Source organism: Luteimonas viscosa, assembly GCF_008244685.1.
GTDB classification, from domain to species: Bacteria; Pseudomonadota; Gammaproteobacteria; order Xanthomonadales; family Xanthomonadaceae; genus Luteimonas; species Luteimonas viscosa.
The window spans coordinates 3,268,547-3,289,538 of the sequence record NZ_VTFT01000001.1; the positions used below are offsets into that span (position 1 = coordinate 3,268,547).

The window sequence follows — 20,992 nt, forward strand, 5'->3', positions numbered from 1 at the left end:
CTAGCCGACCCGACCTGCGGAGACCGTACCCGGGCGTCCGGACGGCATAATCCGGCGGCCCCGCGGGGTGCGGCGAGCGACACGCGCGCTCAGCCGACCCAGGGCCGCTGCAGCGCCAGCCTCACCTGTCGCACGCCCGGCAGCGCCCGCAACGTGGACGGCAGGTCCACGGCGACGCGGATCCCGTGGCTGCCATTGACATCGAGCTTGCCGGCGGCGCCGGCGGGCAGCAGCAACTCGTAGCGCAGCGGCGTCCTGCCGGGCCGATGCTGCGCGAACAGTTTTTCGACGCCCTCGAACGATCCAGGCACGCGCAGGTCGAGCTTCAGCGCCAGTCCCTGCGCGTGCTGCGCGCACACCTGCTCGAAATCCCAGCAGCGGCGCGCGCGCAGCGAGAAACCGCCGCTGAACTCGTCCTCGCGCAGCCCGCCCTCGATCACAAGGATGCGGTCGCGCGTGAGCAGGGCGGCGTTGTTGAAGTAGTCCTCGGCGAAGAACGCGCACTCCAGGCGCCCGCGCCCGTCCTCGATCAGCACGAACGCCTGCGAGTCGCCGCGCTTGCGCATCGCCAGCACCTGGCCGGCGACCACCACCGTGGTCTCGGGCCGCCATCCGCGCGATTCCGACTCCGAGCGCGCGGCCCACAACGCATCGAGCTGGCCGAGGTCGTGTCCGACCAGGTTCGCCAGCTCTTCGCGGTAGGGATCGAGCGGATGGCCGCTGAGGTAGTGGCCGAGGGTATCGCGCTCGCCGTCGAGCTTCTGCTTGAGCGGCCATTCCTCGCAGGTGGGCAGTTCGATGTGCAGGTCGGCCGCGCCGCCGCCGCCGAACATGTCGAACATGCCGGCGGCGCGGTTGCGCGCGATCTGGTCGGTGGCCTTGAGCACCTCGGGCAGCTGACGCATCAGCGAGGCGCGGTTGGGTGCGAGCGCGTCGAGCGCGCCGGCCTGGATCAGCGCCTCGAGCGTGCGCCGGTTGAGCCGGCCGGCGTCGACCCGCTTGCAGAAGTCGTAGAGGTCGGCGTAGCCGTCGCCGCGCGCGTCGATGATCGCCTCGCAGGCGCCGCGGCCGACGCCCTTCACCGCGCCCAGGCCGTAGCGGATCGTCGCGCCATCGATGGCCTCGAACATGTAGCCCGAGGCATTGACGTCCGGCGGCATCACCGTCAGGCCCATCGTCTTGGCTTCGTTGAGGAAGCCGACCACCTTGTCGGTGTTGTCCATGTCGCTCGAGAGCACCGCGGCCATGAACTCGGCCGGGTGGTGCACCTTGAGCCACGCCGTCTGGTAGGCGACCAGCGCGTACGCTGCCGAGTGCGACTTGTTGAAGCCGTACTCGGCGAACTTCTCCATCAGGTCGAAGATCTGGGTCGCGGTGCGCGCGTCGACGCCGTTCGCGGCGGCGCCGGCCTCGAACTTGGCGCGCTCCTTGGCCATCTCCTCGGGCTTCTTCTTGCCCATCGCACGGCGCAGCAGGTCGGCGCCGCCCAGCGAATAGCCGGCCAGCACCTGGGCGATCTGCATCACCTGTTCCTGGTACACGATCACGCCGTAGGTCGGCGACAGCACCTGTTCCAGTGCCGGGTGCGGGTAGCTGACGTCCTCGTTCCCGTGCTTGCGGTCGCACCATTGCCTGTCCATCCCGCTGCCCAGCGGGCCGGGCCGGAACAGCGCCGCGAGCGCGATGATGTCCTCGAAGGTGTCGGGCTTCGCGCGCTTGAGCAACTCGCGCATGCCGCGCGATTCGAACTGGAACACCGCCACCGTGTCGCCGCGCGCGAACAGCTCGTAGGTGGCCTTGTCGTCGAGGGGGAGGGTGGTAATGTCGAGTGGGGGCCGGGATTCGGGATTCGGGATATGGGATTCGGCAGAGCGAGGCACCGGCCTTCCCGAATCCCCAATCCCGAATCCCGAATCCCGTCGATTGACCGCCTTCACCGCCCAGTCGATGATCGTCAGCGTGCGCAGGCCGAGGAAGTCGAACTTCACCAGGCCCACCGCCTCGACGTCGCTCATGTCGAACTGTGTGACCGGGTTGCGGCCGCGGCCGCCCTCGTCGTGTTCGGCGTACAGCGGGCAGAAGTCCGACAGCGGCGAGGGCGCGATCACCACGCCGCCTGCGTGCTTGCCGGCGTTGCGGGTGAGGTCTTCCAGTTGCAGCGCGAGGTCCACCAGGTCGCGCACCTCGTCCTCGGTCTCGTAGCGCTCCTTGAACTCCGAGACCACGTACGCACTGTCCTTCTGCGCGCGCTTGCTGCGGCCGATCGCGTCCTCCAGCGACAGCGGGTCGGCCGGCTGCAGCGGGATCAGCTTCGACAGCCCGTCGACGAATCCGTAGGGATGGCCGAGCACGCGGCCCGCGTCGCGCAGCACCGCCTTGGCGGCCATGGTGCCGTAGGTGATGATCTGGCTGACGCGGTCGCGGCCGTACTTCGAGGCGACGTAGTCGATCACCTCGTCGCGCCGGTTCATGCAGAAGTCGATGTCGAAGTCCGGCATCGACACGCGTTCGGGGTTGAGGAAGCGCTCGAACAGCAGGTCGTAGGGCAGCGGGTCGAGGTCGGTGATGCCCAGCGCCCAGGCCACCAGCGAACCCGCGCCGGAGCCGCGCCCAGGGCCCACCGGAATGCCGTGCTGCTTGGCCCAGTTGATGAAGTCGGCCACGATCAGGAAGTAGCCGGGGAAGCCCATCGAGATGATGACGTCGAGCTCGCGTTCCAGTCGCGCGTCGTAGCTCTCGCGCGTATGCCCGGGCGCCAGCGGATGCCGGTCCAGCCGCGCGGCGAGGCCATCGCGCGCCTGGCTGCGGATCCAGCTGTCGAGGGTCTCGTCCGACGGCACCGGGAACGCGGGCAGGTAGTACTTGCCCAGGCGCAGCTCGAGGTTGCAGCGCTGGGCGAGCGCAAGCGTGTTGTCGATCGCGTCGGGCACGTCCGCGAACAGTTCCGTCATCTCCTCGCTGGACTTGAGGTATTGCCCGGGGGCGTAGTCCTTGGGCCGCTTGGGATCGTCCAGCACCCGGCCGGAGGCGATGCACACGCGTGCCTCGTGCGCCTCGAAACCGCCGGCGTCGAGGAAGCGCGCGTCGTTGCTCGCCACCACCGGGATTCCGCGCGAGGTGGCGGCGCGCAGCGCGAAGGCGTTGAACGCGGGCTCGCCGTCGAGCCCGCAGCGCGTCAGTTCGAGGAAGCAGTGTTCGCCGTAGACGCGCTGCAGGTCGCCGAGCGCGCCTCCCGCGAGATCCTCCCGCCCCCCGGCCAGCAGCTGGCCGGCGTTGCTGTGGCGGCCGGCCAGGGCGAACAGGCCGCGGGCGTCGTCCGCCAGCCAGTCCGGCCGCACCACCACGCCGTCGTGGCGATGGCCCTGGGTCCAGGCGCGCGTGAGCAGCCGCGACAGCGACAGGTAACCGGCGTGGTCGCGGACCAGCAGGGTCAGCAGCCAGGCGGGCGCATCGCCGTCGGCCACCAGCACGTCGGCGCCGGCGATCGGCTTGAGCCCCGCGCCCTCCGCGGCCCGGTAGAACTTCACCAGGGAAAACAGGTTGTTGCGGTCGGTGACCGCGACCGAAGGCTGGCCGAGCTCGGCGCAGCGCTTCACGAGATCCGGGATGCGGATCGTCGAGTCGGCCAGCGAATATTCGCTGTGGACGTGGAGGTGGACGAAGCGGGAGGACATCGTGGCCGGGTCGGTCAGGCCCCCAGCAGGGTAGGTGCCGCGGCGGGTCCGGACAAGGCTTGACAGTGCGGCGGCGGGCCCGGTCGCGGGCGGGGTGGCGGGGAGGGCGCCTCGTGCCGGCGATGGCGTGCTCCGGTCTCCCGGGCGCCCGCCTGGCGGTTTGCCTTCGCCCGGCGTTGCCGGCACTCTGATAGCGCTACCACGCCATGTCGGCGGAACGCCCCCGCAGACGGGGCGCGGGCAGCATCCGGGGAGGCGCATGGGCAACGATCAGGCCAGGAAGCGTGCGGGCGGCAGGCATGTCGGCGAGGTCCTGCCGCTGCGCGAAAAGGCCGGCTACGGGTTCGGCGACTTCGGCTTCAACCTGTACTGGGCGAACATCTCCGCCTTCCTGCTGATCTTCTACACCGACGTGATGGGCCTGGCCGCGGCCGCGGTCGGCACCATGATGCTGGTGACCAAGGTGGTCGACGCGATCACCGATCCGCTGGTGGGCGCGCTCGCCGACCGCACCCGCACGCGCTGGGGCCGGTTCCGCCCCTACCTGCTGTTCGGCGCGGTGCCGCTTGCGGTGTGCGGCGTGCTGACCTGGACCGTGCCCGACCTCGACCCGGACGGCAAGCTGCTGTGGGCCTATGCCACCTTCACCCTGATGATGCTGGCCTACACCGTGCTGGCGATGCCGTATTCGGCGCTGAGCGGGGTGATGACCGCCGACAGCCAGCAGCGCACCACCCTGATCAGCTTCCGCTTCATCGCCGCGTTCACCGGGACCACGGTCGTGAACTGGCTGACGCTCGACCTGGTCGGCTGGCTGGGCCGCGGCGACGAGGCGCTGGGCTGGCAACTCACGCTCGGCCTGTACGGCGTGATCGCCGCCGCCACCTTCGCCACCGTGTTCCTGACCACGCGCGAGCGCATCTCGCCGCCGCCGCTGCAGCGCAGCGCGGTGAAGCAGGACGTGGCCGACCTGCTGCACAACCGCCCGTGGCTGGTGCTGTTCGTGCTCGCGCTGGTGATCATGGTGACGATCGTGATGCGCAGCGGTTCGCTGGTGTACTACATGAAGTACTACCTGGTGCGCCCGGAGCTCACCGGCACGTTCCTGGGCGTGTACTCGGTGGCGCTTGCGGTGGGCGCGGCGCTGACGCCGGTGATGACCCGCTACGTCGACAAGCGCCGGCTGATGATGTGGCTGATGGCGGGCGTGGGCGTGCTGAGCTGCGCGATGTATTTCGTGCCGCCCGACGCGATCTGGCTGCTGTTCGGCATCAACACCGCGATCGGGCTGCTGCTGGGGCCGAAGTCGCCGCTGGCGTTCTCGATGTACGCCGACTGCGCCGACTACACCGAGTGGAAGACGGGGCGGCGCGCGACCGCGATGACGTTCGCCGCGGCCACGTTCTCGCAGAAGCTCGGCGGCGCGCTGGCGACGGCGGCGATCGCCTGGATGCTGGCGGCGCTGGGCTATGTCGCCAACGAGGCGCAGTCCGACGCATCGCAGCAGGGCATCGCGCTGCTGCTGACGGTGATTCCCGGCATCGTCGCGCTGCTCGCGGCCGGCGTGATGCACTTCTATCCGCTCGACGATACCGCCCTCGAAAGCGTGCAGCGCGACCTGCGGGCGCGCCGGGACCAGGCCGCATGAGCGAAGACCTGTACGGATTCCGCGATCAGGGGCGGCGCTTCGTCCTGCGCAGCCCGGTGGCGATGCCACAGGCGTCGACCTTCCTGTGGAACCGGCGGATGCTGCTGCAGCTCAACGTCCGTGGCTACGCCACGGCGCAGTTCATGCAGCCCGAGCCCGCGAAGTACGCGCACGCGCCCACGCTGGAGGCGAAGACCTTCATGCAGCCGGAGCAGCCGTACTACGCGCACCATCCCGGGCGCTTCTGCTACGTCCGGGACGAAGAAGGCGGCGGGCTGTTCTCGGCGCCGCATGCGCCGGTGAACCGCGCGCCCGACGGGTTCGCGTTCGACGTCGGCCAGGGCGACGTGGCCTGGACCGTGCGCTGCGACGGGATCGAGGTGGAGCTGGGCGTGTCGCTGCCGCCCGACGACGTGGCCGAACTGTGGACGCTGCGCGTGCGCAACGTGTCCGGGCGCGCGCGCCGCCTCAGCGTGTATCCGTACTTCCCGGTCGGCTACATGTCGTGGATGAACCAGTCGGGCGCCTACCGGCCCGACCTGGGAGGGATCGTCTGCGACAGCGTCGCGCCCTACCAGAAGGTCGCCGACTACTTCCGCCAGCGCGATTTCAACGACCGCACGGTGCTGTTGCACGAGCGCATGCCGGATGCATGGGAAGCGAACCAGGCCGCGTTCGAAGGCGAGGGCGGGCTGCATGCGCCTTCGTCGATCACCCAGCACGAGCAACTGGCCTGTGGCGATGCGCTGTACGAGACGCCCACGGCGGCGCTGCAGTACCGGATCGCGCTCGCGCCCGATGCCGTGGAAGAGTTCCGCTTCCTGTTCGCGCCGGCGCGCGACGACGCCGGGATCGCCGCGCTGCGCGAACGCTACCTGTCCGCGAGCGGCTTCGCCGATGCGGGCGCGGGCACCCGCGAATACCTGGAGCAGGGCAGCGGCTGCATCCGCATCGAAACCCCCGACCCGTGGCTGGACGACTTCGCCAACCACTGGCTGCCGCGCCAGGTCTACTACCACGGCGATTCCAACCGCCTGACCACCGACCCGCAGACGCGCAATTTCCTGCAGGACCACATGGGCATGGCTTATGTGCGGCCGGAGACGTCGCGCGCCGCGTTCCTGCACGCGCTGTCGCAGCAGGAGGCCAGCGGCGCGATGCCCGACGGCATCCTGCTGGCCGAGGGCGCGGAGCTCAAGTACATCAACCAGGTGCCGCACACCGACCATTGCGTGTGGCTGCCGGTGTGCCTGCGCGCGTACCTGGACGAAACCGGCGACGACGCGTTGCTCGACGTGCCGGTGGCGGGCGCCGACGGCACCGCGCGCAGCGTGGCCGAGCGCATCGACCGCGCGATGCAGTGGCTGCTCGACCAGCGCGACGCCCGCGGCCTGAGCTACATCGCGCAGGGCGACTGGTGCGACCCGATGAACATGGTCGGCTGGAAGGGCCGGGGCGTGTCCGGCTGGCTGTCGCTGGCCAGCGCGCACGCACTGCAGCTGTGGGCGGACATCTGCGGGCGCGTGGGTCGCCAGGCGCAGGCGAGGCTGTTCCGCGACGGTGCCGCCGAATTCAACGCCGCGGTCAATGCGCAACTGTGGGATGGCGACTGGTACGCACGCGGCATCACCGACGAGGACGTGGTGTTCGGCGTGCGCGCGGACGCCGAAGGCCGCATCTACCTCAATCCGCAGAGCTGGGCGATGCTCAGCGGCGCGGCCGACGAGGCGCGGCGCGCACGCCTGCTGGGCGCGGTGGATGCGGAGCTGGTGTCGCCCTGGGGCGTGGCGATGCTCGGCCCGCCGTATACCGGCATGCGCGAGGACGTGGGCCGCCTGACCCAGAAGTTCCCGGGCTCGGCCGAGAACGGCGCGGTCTACAACCATGCCGCCGCGTTCTGGCTGCACGCGCTGTATGCGGTGGGCGAGTCCGACCGCGCGTGGCGCACGCTGCGGGCGATGCTCTCCGGCCCCGATGCGCACGATTGCCTGCAGCGCGACCAGTTGCCGGTGTTCGTGCCCAACTACTATCGCGGCGCCTGGCGACTGCACCCGCGTACCGCGGGCCGGTCCAGCCAGCTGTTCAATACCGGCACCGCGGCCTGGCTGTACCGCTGCCTGGTGGAATCGCTGTTCGGACTGCGCGGCGACGGCGATGGCCTGCGGATCTCGCCGCAACTGCCCGCGCACTGGCCGCGCGCGCGTGCACTGCGCCGCTTCCGTGGCGCCGAATTCGACGTCTTGATCGAGCGCGTGACCGGGGTCGATCGCACCCGGGTCCACGTCGATGACGAACCGTGTGCGGACGGACGGATCGCGGCCATCCGTGCCGGCCATCGCTATGCGGTGCGCGTGGAACTCCCGACCCACTCGGAGGTGGCATGAGCCGGGACGTGCGCGTGGCGGTGGTGATGGGCGTGTCCGGCAGCGGCAAGACCACGCTCGCGCGCGCGCTGGCCGCGGCCTGGACGGCCAGCTTCCTCGATGCCGACGATTTCCACAGCGCCGAGGCGAAGGCGCACATGGCGAGCGGCCATGCGCTGACCGACGCCATGCGCCAGCCCTGGGTGGAGCGCATCGTCGACGAGCTTCGGCGCCGGCTGGCCGCAGGCGAGCGCGTGTCGCTCGCCTTCTCCGGCCTGCGCCGCCGGCACCGGGACATGCTGCGGGAGGCCGGCCTGCCGCTGCGCTTCCTGTTCCTGCACGGCGAACGCGAACTCATCGCCCGGCGCATGCGCGAGCGTAGCGGGCACTACATGCCGGTCAGCCTGCTCGACAGCCAGTTCGCGGCGCTGGAGCCGCCGCGCGGGGAGGCCGACGTATTCGCCCTGGACATCGATGTCGCGCCTGCGCGCATGCTCGAACAGGCATTGCTGCTGCTCGAGTGAGCGCCGCGGCGTGCGTCGGGCCTGCGCGGCCGCGGCGTGGATCAGAACAGCGCACCCTGCGCGACCGGTGCGAAGCTGCGGCGGTGGTGCGCGCAGGGCCCGTGCGTCCGCAATGCATTGAGGTGGTAGGGCGTGCAATAGCCCTTGTGCGCGTCGAATCCGTAGAGCGGGTGTTCGGCGTGCAGTGCCGTCATGGCGCGGTCGCGCGAGACCTTGGCCAGGATCGAGGCCGCCATGATCGAGCGGTCGCGCGCGTCTCCGCCTACCAGTGCCTCGGCCGGACAGGGCAGTCCGCGCGGCAGGGCATTGCCGTCGATGCGCGCCAACCCGGCGACGTGGACCACGCCGGCGATCGCGCGCTGCATGCCCACCATCGTCGCCTGGAAGATGTTGATCCGGTCGATCTCCTCGACCTCCACGAACACCACGCTGTACGCCAGCGCGCGCTCGACGATGCGTTCGTACAGGAGCTCGCGCCGCGCAGGGGCCAGCCGCTTGGAGTCGTCCAACCCGTTGATCCGTGGTCGCGCCGGGTCGAACACGACCGCGGCGACCACCACCGGGCCGGCGAGCGGGCCGCGTCCGGCCTCGTCCACGCCGGCGACGAGCGGCATCATGGCGCCGGTGCCATCAGGCCGGCGACCGCGTCCGCCGCGGAGGCGGAGGCGTCGCGCCGCAGCGCCAGGTGCAGGTCGCGATACACCGGTTCCAGCGCGGCGACGGCGGCCGGGTCGGCGAACCAAGCGAGCACCGCATCGGCCAGGCGCCCGGGCGTGCAGTCGTCCTGCATCAGCTCGGGCGCGATGGTGGTGCCGGCGAGGACGTTGGGCAGCGCGTAGCGGTCGACCTTGAGCAGGCCCAGCGCGCGCACGATGCGGTAGGTGCTGGGTGCGATGCGGTAGCCCACCACCATCGGCCGCTTGGCGAGCATGGCCTCCAGGGTGGCGGTTCCCGAGGCCAGCAGCACCACGTCCGCCGCGGTCATCGCCTCGCGCGCCTGGCCCTCGAGCAGGTGCACGACACCCGGGGGGGCGGGCATCCCCGCCAGCAGCGTGCGCAGCGCTTCGCCGCAGCCCGGCGTCGCCGCGGGCACCACGACGCGCAGCCCCGGCAGGCGGTCGGCGACGCGGCCGGCGGCCTCCAGGAAGATCGCACCCAGCCGCTCGATCTCGCCCAGGCGCGATCCGGGCAGTACGGCGAGCACCGGCGCCCCGTCGTCGAGGCCGAGTTCGGCGCGGGCGCGGCGCCGGTCCGGGTTGAGCGGCATCGCGTCGGCCATCGGGTGGCCGACGAAGCGCGCGTCGACGCCGTGCCGGGCGTAGATCGCCGGCTCCATCGGGAACAGGCACAGCACGCGGTCGGCGCTGCGCCCGATCTTCGCCGCGCGTCCCTCGCGCCAGGCCCAGACCGACGGACTGACGTAGTGCACGGTGGGCACGCCACGCCGCTTCAGGGCGCGCTCCAGGCCCAGGTTGAAGTCCGGGGCGTCGATGCCGACGAACACGTCGGGCCACCACTCGAGCAGGCGCCGGCGCAGGCCGCGGCGCAGCGACAGCAGCCGGGGCAGGTGCCGCAGCACCTCGCTCAGGCCCATCACCGCGAGTTCCGAGGCGTCATGCCAGGTGTCGACGCCTGACGCGCGCATCGCCGCGCCGCCGATGCCGGCGAACTCGGCGCCGGGAAAGCGCGCACGCAACTGCTGGACCAGGCCGGCACCGAGCAGGTCGCCCGACGCCTCGCCGGCGCACAGTCCCACGCGCAGCGGCCGGTTCGCGCCGGGCATCGGGGGATCCACGGTCGCGAAACCGGGGTGGGTTCCGACGGGCGAGGCGCCATCGGCGGCGTCGGCTCCGGATCCGTGGCTTGCCGTCCCGGACATCACCGCAGCAGCGGCCGTTCACCGCTCTCGATGAAGGCGAGGAAGTCGCGCACGTCGTCGCTGTCCCTGGCCAGATCGACCAGCTGCGCCTTGGCCTCGGCCAGGCTCGCGCCCGAGATGTAGACCGCCCGGTACGCACGCTTGATCGCCGCGGTACGGCCGGCATCGAAGCCACGCCGCTTCAGCCCTTCTGCGTTGATCCCGCGTGGGCGCCCGTAGCCATCCTGCGCCACCATCAGGAACGGCGGCACGTCGCCGTTGACGAACGCACCCATGCCGATGAACGCATGCGCGCCGATGCGGCAGAACTGGTGCACGCCGGCGAAACCGCTGAGGATCACGTGGTCGCCGACCACGACGTGCCCGGCGAGGGTGGCGTTGTTGGAGAACACGCAGTGGTTGCCGACCACGCAGTCGTGCGCGACATGGGTGTAGGCGAGGAACCAGTTGTCGTCGCCGATCCGGGTCCGGCTGCCGCCTTCGCCGGTGCCGCGGTTGAGTGTGACGAATTCGCGGACCAGGTTGCGGTCGCCGATCTCGAGTTCGACGCGCTCGCCGCGGTACTTCTTGTCCTGCGGGTCGCCGCCGATCGCGGCATGGCCGATGATGCGGTTGTCGCGGCCGATGCGGGTCGGCCCGTGCACGCTGCAGTGCGGCCCGATTTGCGTGCCGTCGCCGATCTCGACGTCCGGGCCGATGCAGGTGAACGCCCCGATCGACACCCCCTCCCCGATCCGGGCACCCGGATCGACGAACGCGCTGGGGTGGATCCCGGCCGGGCTCATGTCAGCCGCGCACCTCGGCGCACAGGATCTCGGCGCACGCCACCTGCTCGCCGTCGACACGGGCCGTGCCGACGTACATCGTCATGTTGCGGATCTCGCGCTTGATCTCGACCTCCAGGTCGAGCCGGTCGCCCGGGACCACCATGCGCGAGAACTTCGCGTTGTCCACCTTCACCAGGTACGACAGCCGGCCTTCGAGGCCGCCTCCGTGGGTGAGCTGGGTGAGGATGCCGCCGGCCTGCGCCAACGCCTCGATCACCATCACCCCGGGCATCACCGGGCGGTCGGGGAAGTGGCCCTGGAAGAAAGGCTCGTTGCCGCTCACGTTCTTGTAGCAGAGCACGCGCTTGCCCGGCTCGGCCTCGACCACGCGATCGATCAGCAGGAACGGGTAGCGATGCGGCAGCAGGGCGCGGATGCCGATGCTGTCGATGGGGAGCGTGACCTGCTGTGTCATTCGGTTTCCTTTGGAGGCGTCCCCACGCGCCGGGCCAGCGCGTCGAGCTGCTTGAAGCGGACCGCGTTCCTGCGCCAGCTGCGACTGTCCATCAACGGGGTGCCGGAAGAATACTCCCCGGGCTCGCGGATCGAATGCGTCACCAGGGTCATGGCGGTCACGACCACGCGGTCGCAGATCTCGAGGTGCCCGGCGATCCCCGCCGCGCCGCCGATCATGCAGTATCGCCCGATCGTGGTGCTGCCGGCCACGGCCACGCAGCCGGCCATCGCGGTGTGCGCGCCGATGCGGACGTTGTGGGCGACCTGGATCTGGTTGTCGAGCCGGACATCGTGCTCCAGGACCGTGTCCTCGAGCGCGCCGCGGTCGATCGTGGTGTTGGCGCCGATCTCGCAGTCGTCGCCGACGCGCACGCCGCCCAGTTGCGGCACCTTGATCCAGTGCGGCTCGCTCCCGCTGCGATCCAGGGCGATCCCGAACCCGTCCGCGCCGAGCACCGCGCCGGGATGCACCAGCACCCGTTCGCCGAGCACGACGCGCCGGACCAGGGTGACGCGCGCGACCAGGTTGCTGCCGGAACCGACCACGCAGTCCTCGCCGATCATGCAGCCGGGGCCGATGCTGGCGCCCGCGGCGATCAGGCTGCGCGCACCGATGCAGGCGAGCGGACCGACCGTGGCAAGCGGATCGACGTGCGCGTCGGGATGCACCACCGCGGTCGGATCGATGCCGGGCGCCGTGGCCGGCACCGGCTCGAACAGCGCCGCGATGCGCGCGTAGGCGACATAGGGGTCGTCCGCGACCAGCACGTCGCCGGCATGGGCGTCGGCGTCGCCCGTACGCACGACCACCAGACCTGCGCGCGAACCGGCCAGCTGGGCACGGTAGCGCGGGTTGGCGAGGAACGAGAGCTGCGTCGGGCCGGCACCGGCGAGCGTGCCGACGCCGTCGATCAGGCGGGTCGCGTCGCCGCGCAGGGACAGGCCGAAGCGCTCGGCGAGTTCCCCCGCGGACACCTGGACATCGTGGCGCGGCATCGACCCGGAGGCGGCTAGAACGCGCCGCCGAAGGTGAACTGCAGGCGCTCGAGCTCGTCGCCCTGCTGGATCAGCGCGCCGTTCTCGCCGCGGATCTCGTCCTGGGTGCGCAGCGGATACGCGTAGCTGATCGAGATCGGGCCGACCGGCGCGCGCCACATCAGCGCGATGCCGGCCGAGGCGCGCAGCTCGCTGCTCTCGAACGCGTCAACATCGCGGAAGACGTTGCCGACGTCGACGAACGCGGACACGCGGGCCGCCGGCGACTTGATCAGCTGGGGGAAGAACATCTCCAGCGAACCGACCGTCTTCAGCGAGCCGCCGATCGGCTGCAGGTAGCTGCTGTTGAAGGCCGCCTCGCGCGGGCCCAGGGTGTTGTCGCGAAAGCCGCGCACCGAGCGCGCGCCGCCGGCGTAGAAGTTCTCGAAGAACGGCAACCCGCTCGCGACAAGGGTCTTGTCGTAGACACTGCCAGCCGCGCACTCTTCGCCACCGGGAATGTCGGCCGGGTCGGGGGCGGTGCTGCCGGGCGGGGGCAGCGGCTGGCCACCGAGCGAGCGGCAGAACACCCGGTAGGTGTCGTCTCCGTAGCTGTCGCCGTAGCCGATCTCGAAGCGGGTGTTGAGCACCAGCGCGCGGTTGATGTGCCAGTACTTGGAGAACTCGTAGTTGAGCTTGTAGTACTCGACCGTCGAGCCGGGCAGGGTGGTTTCCAGCGACACCCGCTGCAACGTGCCGCGGGTGGGCTGCAGGTAGTCGTTGCGCGAGTCGCGCGCCCATGCCAGTTCCGTGCGCCAGGCGTGGAACGTGCGATTGCCCACGGCATCGATGTAGTCCACGATCGATTCCGGCGACGAGCCGCGGAAGGCGAAGATCTGGTTGCGGTCGATGCCGAACAGCGCCGAGATCGTGTCCGACTCGGTGATCGGCAGGCCCAGCACCATCTGGCCCGCGGCGTTGGTCGAGGAGTACTGCGCGGTGTTGAACTCGGAATTGTCGAACTCGCGCCACCACAGGTTGTAGCCGAGCGACAACCCGTCATCGGTGAAGTAGGGGTTCATGAACGAGAACGCGTAGCGCTGCAGGTACACGTTGCGCTGCGCCTCGATCGAGACCCGGTTGCCGCTGCCGAGGAAGTTGTTCTGGGACAGCTGGACCGAGGTGGTCAGGCCGGCCAGCTGGGAATAGCCGAGGCCGAACACGAAGCTGCCCGAGGTGGTCTCGGTCACGCTGAAGACCACGTCGACCTCGTCGTTGCTGCCGGGGACCGGCTGCGTCTCGACGTTGACGCTGCCCGATTCGAAGTAGCCCAGCCGCTGCAGCCGGACCTTGGAGCGGTCGATCGCGGCCTGCGAATACCAGGCGCCCTCGAACTGGCGCATCTCGCGGCGCATCACCTCGTCGGAGGTGCGGGTGTTGCCCTTGAACACGAGCCGGCGCACGTTCACGCGCGGACCGGGGACGACCTGCAGCTGGACGCCGACCGTGCGCTTCTCGCGGTCCACTTCCGGGATCGTGTTGACCTGCGCGAACGCGTAGCCGATGTTGCCCAGGGTCGCGGTGATCGCGTCCGAGGACAGCTCGAGCAGCGCGCGCGAGAAGACCTGGCCGTCGCGCGTCAGCACTAGGGCCTCGATGTCTTCCTTCGGCAGCACCGTGTCGCCGGTGACCTCGACCGAGGACACCGTGTAGATCTCGCCCTCGGTGAGGCCGGCGCTGATGTACATGTCGCGCTTGTCGGGGCTGATCGACACCTGGGTGCTGTCGATGCTGAAATCGACGTAGCCGCGGTCGAGGTAGTGGTTGTGCAGCTTCTCGAGGTCGCCGGAGAGCTTTTCCTTGGAGTACTGGTCGTCGCGGCGGTACCAGCTCAGCCAGTTGCTCTCGCCCGATTCCCAGCTGTCGGTCAGCTCCTCCTGCTCGAAGACCTCGTTGCCGACCAGGTTGATGTGGCGGATCTTGGCCGCCTTGCCCTCGGTGACCGCGATGGTGACGTCGACCCGGTTGCGGTCCAGGCGCGAGACGGTCGGCACGATCTCGACGTTGTACTTGCCGCGGTTGTTGTACTGGCGGGTGAGTTCCTGGGTGACCCGGTCGAGCGCCAGCCGGTCGAAGGTCTCGCCCTCGGACAGGCCGATGTCGGCCAGGCCCTTGGTCAGGTCCTCGGTCTTGATGTCCTTGTTGCCGGTCAGGGTCAGCTTGTTGATCGCGGGACGCTCGGTGACGGTGATCACCAGGATGTCGCCCTGGCGGCCCACCTGGATGTCCTCGAAGAACCCGGTGCGATAGAGCGCGCGGACCGCCTCGCCGATGCGGTTCTGGTTGATCGTGTCGCCGCGCTCGATCGGCAGGTAGGTGAAGACGGTGCCCGCGCCGATGCGCTGCAGTCCGTCGATGCGGATGTCGCTGACGGTGAAACTGCCGGCGCCGGGTGCGAACTGCGGCGCGGCGGCGGGTTCCGGGACCGCGAACGCAGCCTGCGGATCGACGGCCTGCTGGGCCCAGGCGGGAGCGATGGCCGTCGCGAGGGCGAGTGCAAGCAGGTGGCGGGCAGGAATACGCGTCATCGATCGGTCCGGATTGGGGAAGAGCTCCGCTGCTGACGCAGCGGCGGTCGGAGGGCGGGGCATCAGCGCACCAGCTGCAGGATGTCGTTGTAGAACGCCAGGCCCATCAAGCTAGCCAACAGGACCAGGCCGACATACTGCCCGGCGGCCATCGCACGTTCGCTTAACGGACTGCCCTTGACCAACTCGATAAGGTAATACAACAGGTGTCCGCCGTCCAAGAGCGGGATCGGCAACAGGTTGAGGATGGCGATGCTCAGCGACAGCAGGGCGAGGATCGTCAGGTACCAGGCCACGCCCTGGCTGGCGTAGGCGTTGGTCGCCCGGGCGATGGTCAGCGGCCCGGCCACGGTGTTCTCCAGCGCCAGCCGGCCGCTGAAGGCGCGCTGGACCATGCCGAGCAACTGTCCGGTGAGATGTCCGATCTCGCGCGCCGCCACCGGAATCGCGGCGACCGGACCGTACTGCTGCAGCGCATCCTTGGGCGGCAGCTCGATGCTCGCCGGCGCCTCGATGCCCAGCACCCAGCGCCGGTTGCCACGATCGTCGGTGAACTCGCGCGGCCGCAGCGGGAACGCCAGGCGCTCGCCGTCGCGCGTCACCTCGATCATCGCGTCGCCGCCGCGTTCGCCCAGCGCCTGCAGCAGCGGGCCGATGTCCTCGAAGCGCTCCACCGGACGGCCGTCGATCGCGGTGATCCGGTCGCCCTCCGCCAGCGTGCCCCATGCGGCGCCGTCGGGCAGGACCCGGCCGATATCGGCGGGAATGGTGAAGTGCCGCGGCATCAGGCCGATGCTGCGGATGACCTGGCGCTGGTCGAAGTCCTTCGGCAAGGCCGACAGGCGCAGCGAAACCCGGCGTTCGTTGCCCTGGGCATCGGCCACCCGCAGCGGCACGTCGGCGCGGTCGAGCGCGGCCGGCAGCAGGGCCATCTGCAGTTCCATCCAGGTCGGGGTCTCGCGCCCGCCCACCGCCAGCACGCGGTCCTCGCCGCGCAGGCCGGATTCGGCGGCGATCCCGGTCGAGGGACCGAGCACCGGGGCGTAGTCGGGCCGTCCGATCACGAACATCGCCCACAGCAGCGCGTAGCACAGGACCAGGTTGGCGGCGGGACCGGCGGCGACGATGGCGATCCGCTTCCAGACCGACTGGCGGTTGAAGGCCTGCGCCGCCTCGGCCTCGGGCACGTCGGCCTCGCGCTCGTCGAGCATCTTCACGTAGCCGCCGAGCGGGATCGCCGCGATCCGGTATTCGGTCCCGTCCTTGGCGAAACGCTTCCACAGCGCGGCGCCGAAGCCGATCGAGAAGCGCAGTACCCGGACCCCGCAGCGGCGGGCGACCCAGAAATGGCCGAATTCGTGGATGGTCACGAGGATGCCGAGGCTCACGATCAGCCACCAGGCGGAACCGAGGAACTCAGTCATGGCGGCGGTTCATCGCAGGGCACCCGTGGCAATGGCGTGTTCGGCATGGCGCCGGGCGCGGCCATCGGCATCGCCGAGCGCCGCCAGCGACGACGCCGGTTCGGCCGCGATCGCCGCGAGGGCATCCTCGACCAGCGCGGCAATGGACAGGAAACCGATCCGCCCCTGAAGAAAGGCTGAAACCGCGACCTCGTTCACAGCGTTCAGGATAGCGGGCGCGGTTCCGCCCACGCGCAGCGCCTCCCGGGCGAGCCGCAGGCAGGGGAAGGTGTCGAGGTCCGGCGGCTCGAAGTCGAGCCGGCCCTGGGCGGCGAGGTCGAGCCCGCCGACCCCGGAGGCGATGCGCTCCGGCCAGCCCAGCCCCACCGCCAGCGCGGTGCGCATGTCCGGGAGCCCGAGCTGGGCCAGGGTCGAGCCGTCGACGAACTGGACCAGCGAATGGACCAGGCTCTGCGGATGCACCAGAACGTCCAGGCGGTCGTCGGGCAGGCCGAACAGGTGGTGCGCCTCGATCAGCTCCAGGCCCTTGTTCATCAGCGTCGCCGAGTCCACCGAGATCTTCGGACCCATCGACCACTTCGGATGCGCCACCGCTTCCTGCGGACTGATCCGCGCCAGTTGCGCACGCGTGCGGCCGCGGAACGGACCGCCCGAGGCGGTCAGGGTGATGCGTTGCACCTCGGCCCCCGGCGCCCGCCCGTGCAGGCACTGGAAAATGGCGTTGTGCTCGCTGTCGATCGGCACGATGGTCGCGCCGGCCGCGCGCGCGGTCTCGATCAGCAGTTCGCCGGCCAGCACCAGCGATTCCTTGTTCGCCAGCAGCAGGCGCTTGCCGGCGCGGGCGGCGGCGAGGGTGGAGTCGAGGCCCGCCGCGCCGACGATGGCCGCGACCACGGTGTCGCAGGCATCGCCGGCGACCAGCGCCGACAGCGCCTCGGGTCCCGCGTGCGCCTGCGTCGGAAGCCCCGCAACGCGCAGTCCCTCGCGCAGCGCCGCCAGGCCCGCCGGGTCGGCGACCACGGCATGCGCGGGCCGGTGTGCGGCGCACAGCGCGACCAGCGCCGCCACGTTGCCCCCGGCCGCGAGCACGCTGGCCCGCAGGGTGTCGGGATGACGGGCGATGACGTCGAGCGCCGAGCCGCCGATCGAGCCGGTCGCGCCTAGGACTGCGACGCGCTGCATCAGAATCCGAGCCAGATCTTCGCCACGGCGAAGACCGGAAGCGCGGCCAGCACGCTGTCGATCCGGTCGAGCACGCCGCCGTGGCCCGGGATCAGCGTCCCCGAATCCTTCACCCCGACATGGCGCTTGAGCAGGCTCTCGAACAGGTCGCCGACCACCGAGAACAGGACCGTCGCCACCGCCGCCAGCGCCACCAGCGGCAGTTCGCCGGGTGCGGCGCCGGCCAGCGGCGCCATCGCCAGCGCCACCAGCACGCCCGCCACGACACCGCCGGCGAGGCCCTCGATGGTCTTGTTGGGACTGATCCGCGGCGCCAGCCGGCGACCGCCGAACCACCTGCCGCCGAACTTGCGGCCGGCGAAGTAGGCTCCGGTGTCGGTCGCCCAGACGATCATCAGCGCGGTCAGCAGCCAGACGTGTCCCTGTGGCACCAGGCGCCAGGCGGTGGGATCGGGATCCCCGGCGTGGATCACCGCCAGCGCACACCAGGCCGGCACCACCGCCAGCGTGCCCGCGGCCAGCTTGAATACCCGGGCGTGGGTGTCGTGGTCGGAGGCGAAGTCGTAGCGGCGCAGCCACAGCGCCGCCACCAGCCACCAGACCACGCCGAACATGCTCACCAGCTTGAACAGCACCAGAGACCCGCCGCTGTCGGTGGGCGAGGCCCAGACCAGGGCCGCCATCAGCAGCAGGTTGGCCAGCAGCAGCAGGGTGCGCTGCAGGGTGTCGCCGATCTCGGAGAGGCGGAACCATTCCCACAGCGCGGCGAGGAACACGATCGCCGCCAGCGCGACCAGCCACGGGGTCGGCAGCAGCAGCACCCCGGCGATCGCCAGTGGCGCCATCAGCAGGGCGGCGAATACGCGGGTGCGGGTCAAGTCGTGGCACTCCCGTGCATGGAGGATCGGACGCCGGAGACCTGCTCCCCGGTCAGCCCGTAGCGGCGCTCGCGGGCGCCGAAGTCGCGGATCGCCGCGTGCAGGGTCGCCGCGTCGAGGTCCGGCCAGAGCGTCTGCGTGAACCAGAGTTCGGTGTAGGCCAGCTGCCAGAGCAGGAAGTTGCTGATCCGGCAGTCGCCGCCGGTGCGGATGAACAGGTCCGGCGGGGGCAGGTCGGCAAGGGCCACGCGCGCGGCGACCGCGGCTTCGTCTATCTGCTCGGGGCGCAGGCGCCCGGCGGCGACATCCTCGGCCAGCGCCCGCGCTGCCGCCGCGATGTCCTGACGCCCGCCGTAGCTGGCGGCGATCGCGAGCGTGAGCCGGGCGTTGTCGCGGGTGAGCGTCTCGGCGGCCTGCATCCGCGCCCGGATGTCGGCGGGGAAACGGGTCCGGTCGCCGATGAAGCGGACCTGCACGCCGCGCCGGTGCAGTTCCTCGACCTCGCGGTCGAGCGCCGCCAGGAACAGCTTCATCAGCGCCCCGACCTCCTCCTCGGGCCGGCCCCAGTTCTCGCTGGAGAAGGCGAACAGGGTCAGTGCGCGGATGCCCTGGTCGAGGCAGAAATCGATGCAGACGTTGACCGCGCGCGCCCCGGCGCGATGCCCGATCGCGCGCGGACGGCGCCGCCGCGCGGCCCAGCGGCCGTTGCCGTCCATGATGATCGCGACGTGCCTCGGTACGTCGAGGGGATTGGGGATGGGGGATTGGGGATTCGGAAAAGCGGAATCCCGCGAATCGGCGGCGTCAGTCAATGGCATGGCCTCTTTCGGACTTCTGGCTCGTGGCCGATCCCTAATCCCTGGTCCCGAATCCCGAATCCCGGCTCTCGTCAGACCGCCATCAGTTCCTGTTCCTTGCCCTTGACCACCTCGTCGACGTCCTTGATGGCCTTGTCGGTGATCTTCTGGATCTCGTCCTCGCCACGGCGCTCGTCGTCCTCGGAGATCTGCTTTTCCTTGAGCAGTTCCTTGACCTGCTGGATCGCGTCGCGGCGGATGTTGCGGATCGCCACCTTGGCGTCCTCGCCCTCGGCGTGGACCACCTTCGACAGTTCCCTGCGGCGCTCCTCGGTCAGCGCCGGCAGGTTCAGGCGGATCGTGGTGCCGGCGGTGGTGGGGGTCAGGCCGAGGTCCGAGGCGAGGATCGCCTTCTCGACCGGACCGACCATCTGCTTCTCCCATGGCGTGATCGTCAGCGAACGCGCATCGCTGATCGCCACGCTGGCCACCTGGCTCAGCGGCATGTCGGAGCCGTAGTAGTTGACCTTCAGGTGCTCGACCAGCGCGGTCGACGCGCGGCCGGTGCGGATCTTCACCAGGGTGTGGCGCAGCGCCTCGACGCTCTTGGCCATGCGGGTCTGGGCGTCCTTCTTGATCTCGTTGAGCATCGACGGCTCCGGGTATCCTCTGGGCTAAGCTGCGGGATTATAGGCGGTGCGGCGTCGGCACGAGCCGGGACGCGCCGTCCGCGGCGGCTTTCCCGCAGCGAAAGCCCGCATCCACCGGTCCGGGGATGCGGGAAAGCGGCGCCCGCGTGAGCGTGCGTTGGTCCGTCCGCGATGTGCGGCACGTCGACGGTGCGGGGCAGGGCGCGGCGACGCGCAGGATCGACGAGGCCTGGTGCATCGCTGCGCCCGGGCCGGGCCGGGGTTCGACCAGGCACGGTCGCGGCGCCCTGGCGGGGTCCGGTGGCACGGCGTGGACGCGTCGCGGCGCAGGGCGGCCCGGTCGCGCCGGCAGCGGTGAGCCCCGCCGGGGCGAGGATGGCGGGCTTCAGCCCCGTCCGCGTACCAGGGTGCCGATCGGTTCGCCCTGGAGGATGCGCAGCAGCACGCCCGGCTGGCCCATGTCGAAGATGCGCAGCGGCAGGTCGCTGTCGCGGCACAGCGCGAACGCCGCGGTGTCCATCACCTGCAGGTCGCGCGACAGCACCTCGTCGTAGCTCAGCGAGTCGAAGCGCACCGCGTCGGTGTGCTTCTTCGGATCCTTGTCGTAGACGCCGTCGACCTTGGTCGCCTTGAGCAGCAGGTCGGCGCCGATCTCGATCGCGCGCAGCGCCGCGCCCGAATCGGTGGTGAAGAACGGATTGCCGGTGCCGGCGGCGAAGATCGCGATCCGGCCCTTCTCGAGATGGCGGATCGCGCGCCGGCGGATGTAGTCCTCGCAGACGTCGTTGATCTTGATCGCGCTCATCACCCGGGCGCGCGCGCCCAGCTTCTCCAGCGCGTCCTGCAGCGCCAGCGCGTTGATCACCGTGGCCAGCATGCCCATCTGGTCGCCGGTCACCCGGTCCATGCCGCCGGCCGCGAGTCCCGCGCCGCGGAAGATGTTGCCGCCACCGACCACCACGCCGATCTCGGCGCCCGCCTGCTGCGCCTCGATCACCTCGCGCGCCAGCCGGCCGATGACCTTCGGGTCGATCCCGTAGTCCTCGTCGCCCATCAGCGCCTCGCCGGACAGCTTCAGCAGGACGCGGCGATAGGCGAGCTGGGACATCCGGACCTCGGGGCTGGGG

16 protein-coding genes are annotated in these 20,992 nt (G+C 70.5%); 3 read left to right on the top strand and 13 right to left on the bottom strand.

Translation table 11 applies throughout. From position 1 onward, the window contains the following. Positions 1–89: 89 nt before the first annotated feature. Positions 90–3,674 carry a DNA polymerase III subunit alpha gene (gene dnaE / locus FZO89_RS14500; protein WP_149103922.1) on the bottom strand — a complete coding sequence of 1,195 codons (3,585 nt, stop codon included), beginning with the start codon at positions 3,672–3,674 and terminating at the stop codon, positions 90–92. 259 nt (positions 3,675–3,933) lie between these two features. On the opposite strand from dnaE, the gene FZO89_RS14505 reads away from it, so the two are divergent. From FZO89_RS14505 to FZO89_RS14515, 3 genes are read left to right on the top strand one after another with little or no spacing between them, the layout of a single operon-like run. Then, a complete protein-coding gene (locus FZO89_RS14505) occupies positions 3,934–5,322 on the top strand; it encodes an MFS transporter (protein WP_149103923.1) in 1,389 nt (462 codons plus the stop codon). Next, the gene (locus FZO89_RS14510; RefSeq protein WP_149103924.1) at positions 5,319–7,706 is read left to right on the top strand and encodes a GH36-type glycosyl hydrolase domain-containing protein; all 2,388 of its coding nucleotides are present in this window, start codon (positions 5,319–5,321) and stop codon (positions 7,704–7,706) included. The genes FZO89_RS14505 and FZO89_RS14510 overlap by 4 nt, the downstream gene beginning before the upstream one ends. Further along, entirely contained in the window at positions 7,703–8,209 is a 507-nt protein-coding gene (locus FZO89_RS14515; RefSeq protein WP_149103925.1) for a gluconokinase, read from the top strand. The genes FZO89_RS14510 and FZO89_RS14515 overlap by 4 nt, the downstream gene beginning before the upstream one ends. 41 nt (positions 8,210–8,250) lie before the next feature. Here FZO89_RS14515 and FZO89_RS14520 read toward each other — a convergent pair whose 3' ends face one another. The 12 genes from FZO89_RS14520 to pyrH all read right to left on the bottom strand — a co-directional run bounded on the left by FZO89_RS14520 (position 8,251) and on the right by pyrH (position 20,973). After that, positions 8,251–8,826: a ribonuclease HII gene (locus tag FZO89_RS14520; protein ID WP_149103926.1), complete on the bottom strand. Its 576-nt coding sequence runs from the start codon at positions 8,824–8,826 to the stop codon at positions 8,251–8,253. Next, positions 8,823–10,091: a lipid-A-disaccharide synthase gene (gene lpxB, locus FZO89_RS14525; RefSeq protein ID WP_425480449.1), complete on the bottom strand. Its 1,269-nt coding sequence runs from the start codon at positions 10,089–10,091 to the stop codon at positions 8,823–8,825. The genes FZO89_RS14520 and lpxB overlap by 4 nt, the downstream gene beginning before the upstream one ends. Then, a complete protein-coding gene (gene lpxA / locus FZO89_RS14530; RefSeq protein WP_149103928.1) occupies positions 10,088–10,873 on the bottom strand; it encodes an acyl-ACP--UDP-N-acetylglucosamine O-acyltransferase in 786 nt (261 codons plus the stop codon). Before lpxA ends, lpxB begins: the two co-directional genes overlap by 4 nt. 1 nt (position 10,874) lies before the next feature. After that, complete coding sequence (gene fabZ / locus FZO89_RS14535; RefSeq protein ID WP_149103929.1) at positions 10,875–11,330, bottom strand: 3-hydroxyacyl-ACP dehydratase FabZ; 456 nt, start codon at positions 11,328–11,330, stop codon at positions 10,875–10,877. Further along, positions 11,327–12,367, bottom strand: coding sequence for a UDP-3-O-(3-hydroxymyristoyl)glucosamine N-acyltransferase (lpxD, locus tag FZO89_RS14540; RefSeq protein ID WP_149103930.1), 1,041 nt, complete (start codon positions 12,365–12,367; stop codon positions 11,327–11,329). Before lpxD ends, fabZ begins: the two co-directional genes overlap by 4 nt. Before the next feature lie 14 nt (positions 12,368–12,381). Further along, entirely contained in the window at positions 12,382–14,934 is a 2,553-nt protein-coding gene (gene bamA, locus FZO89_RS14545; RefSeq protein ID WP_149103931.1) for an outer membrane protein assembly factor BamA, read from the bottom strand. A gap of 62 nt (positions 14,935–14,996) precedes the next feature. Next, positions 14,997–16,358, bottom strand: coding sequence for an RIP metalloprotease RseP (gene rseP / locus FZO89_RS14550; protein ID WP_149103932.1), 1,362 nt, complete (start codon positions 16,356–16,358; stop codon positions 14,997–14,999). A 9-nt stretch (positions 16,359–16,367) separates the two neighbouring features. After that, positions 16,368–17,540, bottom strand: a complete 1,173-nt coding sequence (gene dxr, locus FZO89_RS14555; RefSeq protein WP_149103933.1) for a 1-deoxy-D-xylulose-5-phosphate reductoisomerase — start codon at positions 17,538–17,540, stop codon at positions 16,368–16,370. Beyond that, the gene (locus FZO89_RS14560; RefSeq protein ID WP_149103934.1) at positions 17,540–18,418 is read right to left on the bottom strand and encodes a phosphatidate cytidylyltransferase; all 879 of its coding nucleotides are present in this window, start codon (positions 18,416–18,418) and stop codon (positions 17,540–17,542) included. Before FZO89_RS14560 ends, dxr begins: the two co-directional genes overlap by 1 nt. Further along, a complete protein-coding gene (gene uppS, locus FZO89_RS14565) occupies positions 18,415–19,236 on the bottom strand; it encodes a polyprenyl diphosphate synthase (RefSeq protein ID WP_149103935.1) in 822 nt (273 codons plus the stop codon). The genes FZO89_RS14560 and uppS overlap by 4 nt, the downstream gene beginning before the upstream one ends. Positions 19,237–19,307: 71 nt before the next feature. Then, positions 19,308–19,865: a ribosome recycling factor gene (gene frr / locus FZO89_RS14570; RefSeq protein WP_149103936.1), complete on the bottom strand. Its 558-nt coding sequence runs from the start codon at positions 19,863–19,865 to the stop codon at positions 19,308–19,310. A 385-nt stretch (positions 19,866–20,250) separates the two neighbouring features. Beyond that, positions 20,251–20,973, bottom strand: coding sequence for a UMP kinase (pyrH, locus tag FZO89_RS14575; RefSeq protein ID WP_149103937.1), 723 nt, complete (start codon positions 20,971–20,973; stop codon positions 20,251–20,253). Between the last annotated feature and the right edge of the window lie 19 nt (positions 20,974–20,992).